Origin of the sequence: Spirillospora sp. NPDC127506 (genome assembly GCF_040302145.1) — a bacterium.
Lineage (GTDB): Bacteria > Actinomycetota > Actinomycetes > Streptosporangiales > Streptosporangiaceae > Spirillospora.
Genome location: NZ_JBEORG010000011.1, coordinates 167634 through 181207, shown reverse-complemented (window position 1 = coordinate 181207; position 13574 = coordinate 167634). Strand labels below are relative to the sequence as shown.

Sequence of the window (13574 nt, the reverse complement as noted above, 5' to 3'; positions counted from 1 at the left end):
GTCCTCAACCAGACGCCGTCGGCGTTCTACCAGCTGATGGCGGCCGACCGGGACAACCCGGGCACTGAGCTGGTGCTGCGTTACATCGTGTTCGGCGGTGAGGCGCTGGATCTGGGTCGCCTGGGGGACTGGTATTCCCGGCACCCGGAGGATGCTCCGACGCTGGTCAACATGTACGGGATCACTGAGACGACCGTGCATGTCTCCTATGTCGCGCTCGACCGCGCCTATGCGGCGACCGCGCCTGGCAGTGTCATCGGCGTCGGCATCCCCGACCTGCGGGTCTACGTGCTGGACGAGCGTCTGCAGCCGGTCCCGGCCGGGGTGGTCGGTGAGTTGTACGTCGCGGGCGCGGGCCTGGCGCGCGGCTACCTCAACCGTCCCGCCCTGTCCGCCGAGCGGTTCGTCGCCGACCCGCACGGCAAGCCCGGCACCCGCATGTACCGCACGGGCGACCTCGGCCGCTGGCGCCGCGACGGAGCCCTCGAATACCTGGGCCGCGCCGACCAGCAGGTGCAGTTGCGGGGCTTCCGGATCGAGCTGGGCGAGATCCAGGCCGTGCTGACCAAGCACGACTCCGTCCGGGACGCAGCCGTCATCGTCCGCGATGACCGACTGGTCGCCTACGTGGCCGGGTCGGGGGTGGACACTGCCGAGCTGCGCCGGTTCGCCGCCAAGGACCTGCCCGATTACATGGTCCCGGCGGCGGTGGTCGAGCTTGAGGCGCTGCCGCTCACCGTCAACGGCAAGCTCGACCGCAAGGCCCTGCCCGCCCCCGACTTCGCCGCCAGGGTGTCCTCGCGGGCGCCGCGCACCGCCGAGGAGGAGACTCTCGCCCGGCTGTTCGCCGAGGTGCTCGGCCTGGAGCGGGTCGGGATCGACGACGGGTTCTTCGACCTGGGCGGCGACTCGATCATCGCGATCCAGCTGGTCTCCCGTGCCCGCGCGTCCGGCCTGGTCATCACACCCCGCGACGTGTTCCAGCACCAGACCGTCGAGGAGCTCGCCGCGGCCGCCAGGCCGGTCGGCGAGGGCGAGCGGGTCGAGGCCGAGGCGCCCGGCGCCGGGGTCGGCCGCGTCCCCGCCACCCCGATCATGCGCTGGTTCCAGGAACTGCGCGGCCCCGTCGCCGGCTACAGCCAGCGGATGCTGCTCCAGGTGCCGCCGGACGTCGGCGCCGGCCGGCTGACCCGTGCGCTCCAGACCGTTCTCGACCACCATGACATGCTCCGCCTCCGCGTGCGGGACGGGGAGTTCGAGGTCGCCGAGCCCGGCACGGTCGACGCCGGCCCCCTCGTCCGCCGCGTGGACGTCGCGGGCCTCGGCGCGGCGGAACTCCGACGCGTCCTCGCGGAGGAGGCGGAGGCCGCGCGCGGCCGCCTCGACCCGGCCGCCGGGACGATGGCGCAGCTCGTCTGGTTCGACGCCGGACCCGCCGCCTCCGGACGACTCCTCCTCACCCTCCACCACCTCGCCGTGGACGGCGTGACCTGGCGGATCATCCTTCCCGACCTGGTCACCGCCTGGGCCGGGGGAGACCTCGACCCCGTCCCGACGTCGTTCCGCCGCTGGGCGCAGCGCCTCACCGCCGAGGCGTCCGACCCGGCCCGCACCGCCGAGCTGCCGCTGTGGGAGGACGTCCTCGCCACCCCCGACCCCGTCCTCGGCGCCCGCCCCCTCGACCCCGCCGCCGACACGTTCGCGACGGCGCGGCACCTCACCCTCGACCTGCCCGCCGACGTGACCGAGCCCCTCCTCACCGAGGTCCCGGCCGCGTTCCACGGGCGCGTCAACGACGTCCTGCTCACCGGCCTCGCCCTCGCCGTCGCCGAATGGCGGCGCGACCGGGGCACCTGCGACGAGACGGCCGTCCTCATCGACCTCGAAGGGCACGGCCGCGAGGAGATCGTCCCCGGCGTCGACCTGTCCCGCACCGCCGGCTGGTTCACCTCCATCTACCCGGTGCGGCTGGACGCGGGCTGGGTCGAGCCCGCCGACGTGCGCGAGGGCGGGCAGGCGGCCGGCACCGCGCTCAAGCGGGTCAAGGAGCAGCTCCGCGAGATCCCCGACAACGGCATCGGGTACGGCCTGCTCCGCTACCTCAACCCCGCCGCGGGCGCGGGCCTCGCCGCCCGCCGCCCGCAGATCGCGTTCAACTACCTCGGCCGCTCCGCCGCGCCCGAGGCCACCGACTGGGGACCGGCCGACCAGGCGGACAGCGACGCCCTCGGCGCCGGCCAGGACGGCGCGCTCGGCCTCGTCCACGCCATCGAGGTCAACGCGCACACCCGCGACCTGCCCGGCGGGCCGGAGCTGTCCGCGACGTGGACGTGGGCCGGGAACCTGTTCGACGCCGCCGCCGTCGAGGACCTCGCCGGCCGCTGGTACGCGGCGCTGCGCGGCCTCGTCGCGCACGTCGTCGACGGCGCCGCCGACGGGCCCGTCGGCGGGTTCACGCCGTCCGACCTGTCCCTGGTGGACGTCAGCCAGGACGAGATCGACGAGCTCGCCGCCGAGCTCGACGGTGAATGGGAGCTGGATTGAGCAAGTCGCAGCTTGAGGACATCCTCCCCCTGTCCCCGTTGCAGCAGGGGCTGTTCTTCCACGCCCTCTACGACTCGGGCCGCGACGTCTACACCGCGCAGATCGTGTTCGACCTGCGCGGCCCCCTCGACGTGGACGCGCTCAAGGCCGCCGCCGCGACGCTCCTGCGCCGCCACGCGAACCTGCGGGCCGGGTTCCGGCAGCGCAAGGAGGGCTCGCCGGTCCAGGTCGTCCACCGCACCGTCCGGCTGCCGTGGCGGGACGAGGACCTGTCCGCCCTCCCGGACGCCGAACGCGAGGCCGGGGCCCGCGAACTGGCCGCCGCCGAACGCGCCCGGCCGTTCGACATGGCGAAGCCGCCGCTGCTGCGCTTCCTGCTCATCAAGCTGGCGGACGGCCTGCACCGCATGGTGTTCACCAACCACCACATCCTGCTGGACGGCTGGTCCACGCCCGTCCTGCAGACCGAGCTGTTCGCGCTGTACCTGGCCAAGGGCGACGACACCGGGATGCCGCGCGTCGCCCCCTACAAGAACTACCTGGCGTGGCTCGCCCAGCAGGACCGCGCCGCCGCCGAGGAGGCGTGGCGCCGCTCCCTCGACGGCGTCCACGAGCCCACCCTCGTCGCCCCGGGCGCCGCCGAGCCGGGCGCCGGCGCCCCCGGGCGCGTCCGGACGACCCTCACCGAGGAGCTCACCTCCGCGCTCGGCGCGCGGGCCCGCGCCCAGGGCGTCACCCTCAACACCGTCCTCCAGCTCGCGTGGGGGACGCTGCTGAGCCGCCTCACCGGCTCCACCGACGTGGTGTTCGGCGCCGCCGTGTCGGGCCGCCCGCCCGAACTGCCCGGCGTCGAGCAGATGATCGGGCTGTTCATCAACACGCTGCCGATCCGCGTCCGCGTCCGCCCGTCCGACACCGTCGCCGGGGCCCTCACCCGGCTCCAGGACGAGCAGGCCGCGCTGATGCCGCACCACCACCTCGGCCTGTCCGACATCCAGCGCCTCACCGGGACCGGGACGCTGTTCGACACGATGACCGTCCTGGAGAACTACCCGTTCGACCCGGACGCCGCCGGCACCGCCCTCGGCGGCCTCACCCTCCACGACGTCGACGGCTACGACGCCTCCCACTACCCGCTGACCTTCGCCGCCGTCCCCGACCGCGGCCTGTCGCTGCGCATCGACCACCGCACCGACCTGTTCTCCGCGGACGACGCGCAGCGCCTGATGCGCCGCCTCACCCGCATCCTCGACGCGATCGCCTACCGCCCCGACCTCCCGCTCGGCCGCATCGCCGTCCTCGACGACGACGAGCGCGACGCCGTCCTCGGCGGCTGGCAGGGCCCGCGCACCGGCCGCCGCCCCGGCACCCTCACCGGCCGCTTCGCCGAGCAGCTCGCGCGGACGCCCGGCGCCGTCGCGGTCCGCGCCGCGGGGGAGCCGCTCACCTACGCCGAGCTGGACGCGCGGGCGAACCGGCTGGCGCACCGCCTCGCCGGGCTCGGCGTCGGCCGCGACACCCCCGTCGCGGTGCTGCTCGAAAGGTCCGCCGACGTCGTCGTGGTCTCGCTGGCGGTCCTCAAGGCGGGCGGGGCCTACGCGCCGATCCACCACGGCTACCCGCCCGAGCGGACGGCGTGGGCGGTCGCCGAGGTCGACGCGCCCGTCCTGGTGGTCAACACGCCGATGCGGGAGCGCGTCGCCGGCCTCGACACGTCCGCGCACGTCATCGTCGTGGACGACGACCCGGAGACCGACGCGCAGCCGGACACCGACCCGGGCGTCCCGTGCCACCCCGAGCAGCTCGCCTGCGTGCTGTTCACCTCCGGGTCGACCGGCGTGCCCAAGGGCGTCATGCTGCGGCACCGCGACGCGCTCGACCTCGCCACCGACGGCAGGCTCGCGGGCGGAGCGCACGACCGGGTCCTCGTCCACTCGCCGCACGCGTTCGACGCGTCCATCTACGAGATCTGGACGCCGCTGCTGCACGGCGGCACCGCCGTCGTCGCGCCGCCCGGCCACCTGAACGGCGAGGCCCTCGAAGAGATCATCGCCGCCGAGGACCTCACCGGCCTGTTCCTCACCACCACGCTGTTCAACCTGGTCGCGGACGAGCGGCCGCACGCCTTCGCGCGGCTCCGCGAGGTGCTGACCGGCGGGGAGGCCGGGTCGCCGGCCGCGATCCGCAAGGTGCTCGCCGCCTGCCCCGGCACCGAGGTCGGCAACGTGTACGGGCCGACCGAGGCCACCACCTACACCACCATCGCGGGGCAGCGGGCGCCGCTCGCCGACCCGGCCGAGACGTCCGCCGTGCTGGGCCGCCCCATCGACGACATGCGCGTCTACGTGCTGGACCAGGGGCTGCGGCCCGTCCCGCCCGGCGTGGTCGGCGAGGCCTACATCGCGGGCGCCGGGCTCGGCCGCGGCTACCTGCGCCGCCCGTCGCTCACCGCCGAGCGCTACGTCGCCGACCCGTTCGGCGCGCCCGGCGACCGCATGTACCGGACGGGCGACCTCGTCCGGTGGCGGCCGGGCGGCACCCTCGAATACGTCGGCCGCGCCGACTTCCAGGTCAAGGTCCGCGGGTTCCGGATCGAGCCGGGCGAGATCGAGGCCGCCGTCGCCGCGCACCCGGCCGTGCAGAACGTCGCCGTCGTCGCCCGCGAGGACGCACCCGGCGTCAAGACCCTCGTCGCCTACGTCATCGCCGCGTCGATCGACGGGCTCCGCGAGTTCGTCGAGGACCGGCTGCCCGAGTACATGGTGCCCGCCGCGTTCGTCCGGCTCGACACCTTCCCCGTCGGCCCGAACGGCAAGCTCGACCGGCGCGCCCTCCCCGCCCCCGACTACGGCGAGGCCGCCGCCGGGCGCGACCCGCGCACCCCCGAGGAGGAGCTGCTCTGCGGGATCGTCGCGGACGTCCTCGGCCTCGACCGGGTCGGCGCCGACGTCAGCTTCTTCGACCTCGGCGGCGACAGCATCGCCGCGCTGAAGCTCGTCACCCGCGCCCGGCGGGCGGGCATCGAGCTCACCCCCCGCGACGTGTTCACCCACCAGACCGTCGAGGCGCTGGCCAGGGCCGGCGACCCCGAGGACCGGCTCGGCTTCGAGGTGCTGCTGCCCATCCGCACCACCGGCACCCGGCCGCCGGTGTTCTTCGTCCACCCCGCCGGCGGGCTGTCCTGGGGGTACCTGCAGTTCCAGCGGTACCTCGGCCCCGACCAGCCGATCTACGGGCTGCAGGCCCGCGCGTTCACCCAGCCGGAGCTGCCCGGGTCGGTGGAGGAGATGGCGGCGGACTACCTGGAGCAGATCCGGGCCGTCCGGCCGTCCGGCCCCTACCACCTCGTGGGCTGGTCGCTCGGCGGGCTCGTCGCCTACGAGATGGCCGTCCGGCTCCAGGAGGCCGGCGAGCGCGTCGGCCTGCTCGCGCTCATCGACGCCTACCACGGCCAGGACCTCGAATCGGAGCGGCGCGAGGTGCTCCCCGAGCTGCTGGAGGCCATCGGCATCGACGCGAAGATGGTCGCCGAGGACGGCAACCCCGACATGGCGCAGATCATGGCGGTGCTCGCCGAACGCGACGACGCCCTCGCCACCCTCGGCGAGGACGACCTCGTCAACGTCTACCGCAACTACGAGAACGGGCTGCGCCAGGCGGAGGAGTACCGGCCGGGGCGGTTCCGCGGCGACATCGTGTTCTTCACCGCGCTCCGGGGCCGCACCGGCGACTCGCCCACCGGGCGGTCCAACTGGGGGCCGCTCGTCGAGGGCGAGATCGAGGACTACCCGATCGACGTCGACCACCACCTCCTCATGGAGCCGGGCCCGGCCGCCGAGATGGGCGCCGTGCTCGCCGCTAAATTGGACAAGCTGCGCAGCAGCCACTGAAAGGGAACACAGATGAGCAACCCATTCGAGGACCCGGACGGCACGTATCTCGTCCTCGTCAACGACGAGGGCCAGCACTCGCTGTGGCCGTCGTTCGCCGAGGTCCCCGCCGGCTGGACGGTCGCCAAGGACGAGGACACCCGGGAGGCGTGCCTCGACTACATCAGCGAGAACTGGACCGACATGCGGCCGAAGAGCCTCATCGAGGCCATGGGTGAGTGACACGGGCCGGGGGGCGCCCCCGGGAGGCACCGAGGTCGAGATCCCGTCGGTCACCGAGTGGACGATGGAGATGCTGGACGCGGCCGACCTGCGTCCCGCGCCGCTGCCCGGCGTCGAGATGACGTTCACGCTGGCCGCGCTGCCGTCCGCCGACGTCAACCGCGCCCTGTACGCGGCCGTCGGCGCCCGCGTCTGCTGGACGGACCGCTTCCCGTGGACGTACGAGCAGTGGCGCCGCTGGGTCGAGCGCCCCGAGCTGTCCACGTGGATCGCCATGGCCGAGGGCACCATCGCGGGCTTCTTCGAGATCGAGGCGCAGCCGGGCGGCGACACCGAGATCCACCTGGTGGGCCTCACCCCCGCGTTCGTCGGCCGCGGCTACGGCGGCTACCTCGTCGAGCAGTGCACCCGCCGCGCCTGGCAGCGCGGCGAGCTGTGGGCCCAGGACTCCGGCCCCGCGTCGCGGGTCTGGCTGCGCACCAGCAGCCTGGACCACCCGAACGCGATCGCCAACTACCGGCGCCGGGGCTTCAAGGTGGCCGCGGAGACCACCGCGCCCAAGCTCGTCCCCGACCCCAGGGTCGCGCCGTGGCCGCTGCCGGAGGACCCCCGCACGGTCTCCCGCCGGCACGAGGAGGAGGAGTTGGTCACGTGACCTGGTTCCGCTGCGCCGAGACGCGCCCCTGGGCGTCGATGCGGCTGTTCTGCCTGCCGCACGCGGGCGGGTCGGCGGTGTTCTACCGGCCGTGGGCCAAGGAGGTCAGCCCGGCCGTCGAGGTGCACGCCGTGCAGTACCCGGGCCGCGCCGACCGGTTGGCCGACGCCATGGTCACCGACGCCCACCAGCTCGCCCGCCTCGTCGCCGGTGCGATGGCGCCGCTGATGGACCGTCCCGCCGCGCTGTTCGGGCACAGCATGGGCGCCGTCCTCGCCTACGAGGTGGCGCGGCTGCTGCAGGAGCGCGGCAGCGCCCCGGTGCACGTGTTCGCCTCCGGCGCCCGGCCGCCGCACGACCGCGACGACGGCCGCCGCGTCTCCGACATGGACGACGACGGCGTGGTCGAGGAGATGATCGAGCTGGGCGGCAGCGACGCCGAGGCGCTGCGGGATCCCGAGCTGCGCGAGCTGGTCCTGCCGTACGTCCGCAACGACTTCGCGCTGATCGAGAACTACGAGCACCGGGACGGGACGCGGCTGGAGGTCCCGCTCACCGCCGTCATCGGGGACTCCGACCCGCACGTGTCCGAGGAGCAGGCGCGCGGCTGGGCGCGGGTCACCGACGGGAGGTTCGCGCTGAAGGTGATGCCGGGCGGCCACTTCTACCTGACCGACCGGCAGTCCGCCGTCATCGCCGAGATCCACCGCGCCCTCGAAGTGCCCGCCTGACGCGGGCGCGCCCCGACGCCGGAGCGTCCGGCCCTGGAACGGCGGACGGGCCGCCCCCACGGGAGTCCGGGGTGGGGGCGGCCCGCCTCTCACGGTGCCGTCTCTGGGTGGGGCCGCGAGATCAGTAGACGCTCAGCCCGTAGCGGGAGAGCGGCTCGGTGACGGGCTGGAAGAACGTCGTCCCGCCCCAGGTGCAGTTGCCGCTGCCGCCGGAGGTCAGCCCGAGCGCGGTGGACCCGGCGAACAGGGAGCCGCCGCTGTCGCCCGGCTCGGCGCACACCGTGGTGCGGATGAGGCCGCTGACGCTGCCCTCCGCGTAGTTCACCGTCTGGTTGAGCGCGGTGACCCGGCCGCTGTGCAGGCCGGTGGTGCTGCCGCTGCGGTACACCGTCTGCCCGACCGCCGCGTTCCCGGCGCTCGTGATGTCGCGGGTGCCGGAGTACAGGTTGACGGTGCCCTGCGTGTCGGTGGGCGCCGAGGTGTACTGCACGACCCCGTAGTCGTTGCCGGGGAAGCTGCTGGCCACGGTGCGGCCCAGCGTCCGGCCCGAGCTGTCGGTCCAGGTCGTGCCGATGTTGGTGCAGTGCCCGGCGGTGACGAAGTAGTACGTGCTGCCGGACCGGACGTTGAAGCCCAGCGAGCAGCGCGCGCCGCCGGTGTAGATGGCCTCGCCGCCGCGGGTGAACTTCTGGAACTTCCCGGCGACCCGCTCGGTGCGGACGGCCGCGCCCAGCTCGGCGACCGCGGCCCGCACCTTCTTGAGCTTGGCGCCCTTGACCGTGCTGTCCATGGTCAGCAGGACCTGGTTGGCGGCCGGGTCCACCGCCCACGCGGTGCCGGGGACGGCCGCGTCGCGCTTGAGCGCCTTCATGACCTTCTGCAGGTCGGCGCCGCTGCGCGCGACGGTCTTCGGCACGGCGCCCGCGGCGCGGACGGCCTGCGCGGCCTGCGCGGTGGTGACCGTGACGACCAGCTTGCCGCCCTTGAGGTAGGAGCCGGCGGTCTGGGAGCCGAGCTGGTGCGCGAGGGAGCTGGCCAGCGTGCCGGGCCCGGCGGGAGCGGCCGGCGCGGCGGGGCTGGCGGACGCGGCGGGAGCGGCCGCGAGGGTGGCGGCCACGAGGCCGACCGTTGCCGTGGTGACGGCGGCGGCGCCGGCGCGCCTGTGACGGTTCTTCACTTGTGCCTCCAGCGGGGGGTTTGGCGCACCCTTGTGGTGCGCCGGAGGTCCTGGACATGGTGTAAGAACCGTCAATGCGGACGTAAGACGCAGAAGGTGACTAATTCCGGGCAGCGTCGTTGGCATCCTGCGAGGCCGCAGGTGGTCAGTCCGGGCATGGCGGAGCGCCGGCCCGTCCCGCCGGACGCGATTATGTCCCGGGATGCGGCCGCGGCATCCCGGACCCCGGTCCCCGCTCCTGGACCGCGCGTCCAATGGGTCTCCCCGGCGCGGCGTTCCCGACGTACAGTCGACATCGACGGGGGACCGGACCTTTGACGCGGATTCCCCGCCCCCGGTTCCCGGCACGGGAGTGCGCATGGGCGTCGAGATCCGGGTGGAAGGGCTCAGGAAGTCGTTCGGGCGGCAGGTCATCTGGGAGGACGTGTCCCTCACCGTCCCGGCGGGCGAGATCTCCGCGCTGCTCGGGCCGTCCGGCACGGGCAAGTCGGTGTTCCTCAAGAACCTCGTCGGGCTGCTGCGGCCCGACCGCGGCCACGTCTACGTCGGGGGCGGCGACGTCCCGCGGCTGCGCGAGCACGAGCTCTACGAGCTGCGCCGCCAGTTCGGCGTGCTGTTCCAGGACGGCGCCCTGTTCGGCTCCATGAACATCTACGACAACATCGCCTTCCCGCTGCGCGAGCACACGAAGAAGGGCGAGTCGGAGATCCGGCGCATCGTGCTGGAGAAGATGGACATGGTCGGGCTCACCGGATCGGAGCACAAGCTGCCCGGCGAGATCTCCGGCGGGATGAAGAAGCGCGCCGGGCTCGCCCGCGCCCTCGTCCTCGACCCCGAGATCATCCTGGCGGACGAGCCGGACTCCGGCCTCGACCCCGTCCGCACCGCCTACCTCAACCAGCTGTTCGTCGACCTCAACACCGAGCTCGGCGCCACCTTCCTCATCGTCACCCACGACATCGGCACGGCCCGCGTCCTGCCGGACAACCTCGGCCTGCTGTTCCGCCGCGGCCTGGTGATGTTCGGGCCGCGCGAGATGGTGCTGTCCAGCACGCACCCGGCGGTCAACCAGTTCTTCAACGCGCGCCGCCAGGGCCCGATCGGCATGGCGGAGGAGAAGGACGTCGCCGACATCGCCGCCGAGCCGCAGGCCCTGCCGATGCCGGCGCCGATCCCGCCGCAGCTGATGCCGAGCGACGGCCGGCTGCGCCCCTCGATGCGCCGCCCCGGCGAGTGGCTGCGCGACCACGGCGTCACCCCGCCGCCGGGCTCGTTCATCGACGAGCAGGGCCGGGACTGGCTGGCCGACTGGGACGAACTGGTCGCGGCGCGGCGGCTGCGCGGCTGACCCGTTCACGGTGAGTTATCTGCCTGGGTGGTCACCGGACGAGTGGAACGGGAGAATGGTTCGGTGACGCTCCTTTTGACCCGTTCCGACCTTGAAGCGGTGCTCGACCCCGCCACCTGCCTCGACGCGCTGCGCCGCGGCTTCACCGCCGCGCAGGACGGGACGGCCGCGCGCCGGGTGATCGCGAAACTCCCCGGCCAGGGCACCGCCACCGCGCTGCTGCCCGGCGTGGTCGCGGAGATCCCCGCCTACACCGTGAAGGTCAACGCCAAGTTCCCGGGCAGCCGCCCGGCGCTGCGCGGCGTCGTCTGCCTGCACGACCTCGGCACCGGCGAGCTGCTGGCCCAGCTGGACTCGGCCACCGTGACCGCCTGGCGCACCGGCCTGGCCGCCGCGCTCGGCACCCACGCGCTCGCCCGCCCCGACGCGGACACCGTCGCGGTGATCGGCGCCGGCGCGCAGGCGGAGCTGGTCATGCGGGGCCTGTCCGAGCTGCGCGAGGTGCGCGGCCTCACCGTCTGCGACCTGGACGCCGCCCGCGCCGCCGGGTTCGCCGAGCGGCACGGCGCGCGGCTCGGGGTCCGCGCGGCCGTCGCCGCCGACCCGCGCGCCGCCGTCCGGGACGCCGGGATCGTCGTCATGGCGACCTGGGCGCGCCGCCCCCTCCTGCACGCCGCGGACGTCGCCCGCGGCACGCACCTCACCTCGCTCGGCGCGGACGAGCCCGGCAAGGCCGAGCTGGGCGCCGACCTGCTGGAGGGCGCACGGGTCGTGGTCGACGACGTCCCGCTCGCCGTCGAGATGGGCGTGCTCGCCGGCGCCGGCCTCGACGTCAAGCACGCCGCCGGCACGCTGCGCGACCTGCTGTGCGGCGAGGTGCCCGGCCGGGTCAGGCGCGCCGAGGTCACCGTGTACGCGCCGGTCGGGCTGCCCTGGCAGGACCTCGCACTGAGCTGGACGGCCTACCGCGCGGCCCGCGCCGCCGGCGCCGGCGTGGAGTTCGACTTCCTGGCATGATCGCAGAATATTGAAACACGTTCTATTTTCTGCGTAGGCTGTGCCGACGGCGCGGCGACGAACCGGAGGTGACGCCGGTGATCTGGGACCGGTTCCGAATCGACGGCAGGGCGGCGGTCGTGACCGGCGCCGGCCGCGGCATCGGCGCGGCCGCCGCGGTGGCGCTCGCGCAGGCGGGCGCCGACGTGGTGATCGCCTCCCGCACGGAGGAGCAGCTCCGCAAGGTGGCGGCCGAGATCGAGGCCGCCGGGCGGCGGGCGCTGGTCGTCCCGTCCGACCTCGCCGAACCCGACGCCGCCGCCGAGCTGGCCGGACGCGCCGCCGGGGAGTTCGGCCGCATCGACATCGTCGTGAACAACATGGGCGGCGCCATGCCCGCCGCCTTCATGGACACCGAGCCGCGGCACCTGGAGAAGGCGTTCCGGTTCAACGTCGCCACGGCGCACGCGCTGACCCGCGCCGCCGTCCCGCACCTCCTGGAGGCGGGCGGCGGCAGCGTCGTCAACATCTCCTCGGCCGTGGGCCGCATCGCCGGCCGCGGCTACCTCGCCTACGGCAGCGCCAAGGCCGCGCTCGCCCACTACACCCGGCTCGCCGCGTTCGACCTGGCGCCGCGCGTCCGCGTCAACGCGATCGCCGTCGGCTCGGTCGCGACGTCCGCGCTCGACGTCGTGATGACCGACGACGGGCTGCGCACCGAGATGGAGCGCAGGACGCCGCTGCGCCGCGTCGGCGACCCCGAGGACGTCGCCGCCGCCGTCCTCTACCTCGCCTCGCCCGCCTCCGCCTACGTCACCGGCAGCCTGCTGCGCGTCGACGGCGGGATCGAGACCCCGAACCTCGACCTCGGACTGGAGGACCTGTGACCCGCCGCGTCGTCGTCTGGGCCACCGGCAACGTCGGCCGGCACGCCATCGCGGGCGTGGACGCCCGCCCCGACCTGGAGCTCGCCGGCGTCTGGACGTCCACCCCCGGGAAGATCGGCAGGGACGCGGGGGAGCTCGCCGGGCTGGGCCGCCGCCTCGGGGTCGCCGCCACCGGCGACGCCGAGGCGCTGCTCGCGCTCCGTCCCGACTGCGTCGTCTACACCGCGATGGCGGACGTCCGGCTGCCCGAGGCCGTCGGCGACCTGTGCCGCATCCTGCGCGCCGGCGTGAACGTCGTGTCCAGCAGCGCGATGTTCCTGCAGTTCCCGGACGGCGGCGCCGTCCCGGCCGAGCTGGTCGAACCGGTGCGGGAGGCCGCCGCCGCGGGCGGCGCCTCGATCTTCGTCAACGGCATCGACCCGGGCTTCGCCAACGACCTGCTCCCGCTCGCGGTCACCGGCATCAGCGAGCGCATCGACCGGCTCCGCTGCATGGAGATCATCAACCTCGCCACCTACGACCAGGCCACGGTCCTGTTCGACTTCATGGGCTTCGGCCGCCCCCTGGACGAGATCCCGCCGCTGCTGCGGCCCGGCGAGCTGACGCTGGCGTGGGGGAGCGTCGTCCGGCAGCTCGCCGCCGGCCTGGACGTCGAGCTGGACGGGATCGCCGAACGGCACGCCCGCCTCCCCGCGCCCGAGACGTTCGACGTCTCCGCCGGGACGGTCCGGAAGGGCACCGCCGCCGCGCTGCGGTGGGAACTGCTGGGCATGCGCGGCGGCGAGGCCGTCATCGTCCTGGAGCACGTCACCCGGCTGCGCGACGACCTCGCCCCCGACTGGCCGCGGCCGGCGGGCGCGGGCTGCTACCGCGTGGAGGTCAGCGGCGAGCCGGACTACACCGTCGACCTGCGCCTCCTCGGCTCGGACGGCGACATCAACACCGCCGGCCTGAAGGCCACCGCGATGCGCCTGGTCAACGCGATCCCGGCCGTCGCCGCTGCCCCGCCCGGCCTGCTCACCGCGCTGGACCTGCCCCTGATCACCGGCCGGGGCCTGCTCTAGACGGTCCCGCTAGAGGCCGAACCGTGTCGAGGAGCGGAACGAGCCGCTCCTCCTCCCGGT

10 protein-coding genes are annotated in these 13574 nt (G+C 74.3%); 9 read left to right on the top strand and 1 reads right to left on the bottom strand.

Annotated elements, in window-relative coordinates:
* The 5 genes from ABTW95_RS14075 to ABTW95_RS14055 all read left to right on the top strand — a co-directional run.
* On the top strand, nucleotides 1–2544 hold a 2544-nt coding region (locus ABTW95_RS14075; protein WP_500226446.1), incomplete at its 5' end, for a condensation domain-containing protein.
* Nucleotides 2541–6434, top strand: a complete 3894-nt coding sequence (locus tag ABTW95_RS14070) for an amino acid adenylation domain-containing protein (protein WP_500226445.1) — start codon at nucleotides 2541–2543, stop codon at nucleotides 6432–6434. The genes ABTW95_RS14075 and ABTW95_RS14070, both read left to right, overlap by 4 nt.
* A 12-nt stretch (nucleotides 6435–6446) precedes the next feature.
* Nucleotides 6447–6656: an MbtH family protein gene (locus ABTW95_RS14065; RefSeq protein ID WP_396447747.1), complete on the top strand. Its 210-nt coding sequence runs from the start codon at nucleotides 6447–6449 to the stop codon at nucleotides 6654–6656.
* On the top strand, nucleotides 6649–7311 hold the full coding sequence (locus tag ABTW95_RS14060) for a GNAT family N-acetyltransferase (protein WP_396447746.1): 663 nt from the start codon (nucleotides 6649–6651) through the stop codon (nucleotides 7309–7311). The genes ABTW95_RS14065 and ABTW95_RS14060 overlap by 8 nt, the downstream gene beginning before the upstream one ends.
* A complete protein-coding gene (locus ABTW95_RS14055) occupies nucleotides 7308–8042 on the top strand; it encodes a thioesterase II family protein (RefSeq protein WP_396447745.1) in 735 nt (244 codons plus the stop codon). The genes ABTW95_RS14060 and ABTW95_RS14055 overlap by 4 nt, the downstream gene beginning before the upstream one ends.
* Before the next feature lie 121 nt (nucleotides 8043–8163).
* On the opposite strand, the gene ABTW95_RS14050 is transcribed toward ABTW95_RS14055, so the two are convergent.
* The gene (locus tag ABTW95_RS14050; protein ID WP_396447744.1) at nucleotides 8164–9219 is read right to left on the bottom strand and encodes a S1 family peptidase; all 1056 of its coding nucleotides are present in this window, start codon (nucleotides 9217–9219) and stop codon (nucleotides 8164–8166) included.
* Between the two features lie 358 nt (nucleotides 9220–9577).
* On the opposite strand from ABTW95_RS14050, the gene ABTW95_RS14045 reads away from it, so the two are divergent.
* The 4 genes from ABTW95_RS14045 (at nucleotide 9578) to ABTW95_RS14030 (ending at nucleotide 13514) form a co-directional block, all read left to right on the top strand.
* Nucleotides 9578–10567: an ABC transporter ATP-binding protein gene (locus tag ABTW95_RS14045; RefSeq protein ID WP_396447743.1), complete on the top strand. Its 990-nt coding sequence runs from the start codon at nucleotides 9578–9580 to the stop codon at nucleotides 10565–10567.
* Between the two features lie 63 nt (nucleotides 10568–10630).
* Complete coding sequence (locus tag ABTW95_RS14040; RefSeq protein WP_396447742.1) at nucleotides 10631–11584, top strand: ornithine cyclodeaminase family protein; 954 nt, start codon at nucleotides 10631–10633, stop codon at nucleotides 11582–11584.
* A gap of 77 nt (nucleotides 11585–11661) precedes the next feature.
* A complete protein-coding gene (locus ABTW95_RS14035; protein ID WP_396447741.1) occupies nucleotides 11662–12450 on the top strand; it encodes an SDR family oxidoreductase in 789 nt (262 codons plus the stop codon).
* Complete coding sequence (locus tag ABTW95_RS14030) at nucleotides 12447–13514, top strand: NAD(P)H-dependent amine dehydrogenase family protein (protein WP_396447740.1); 1068 nt, start codon at nucleotides 12447–12449, stop codon at nucleotides 13512–13514. The genes ABTW95_RS14035 and ABTW95_RS14030 overlap by 4 nt, the downstream gene beginning before the upstream one ends.
* The last annotated feature ends 60 nt before the right edge of the window (nucleotides 13515–13574 follow it).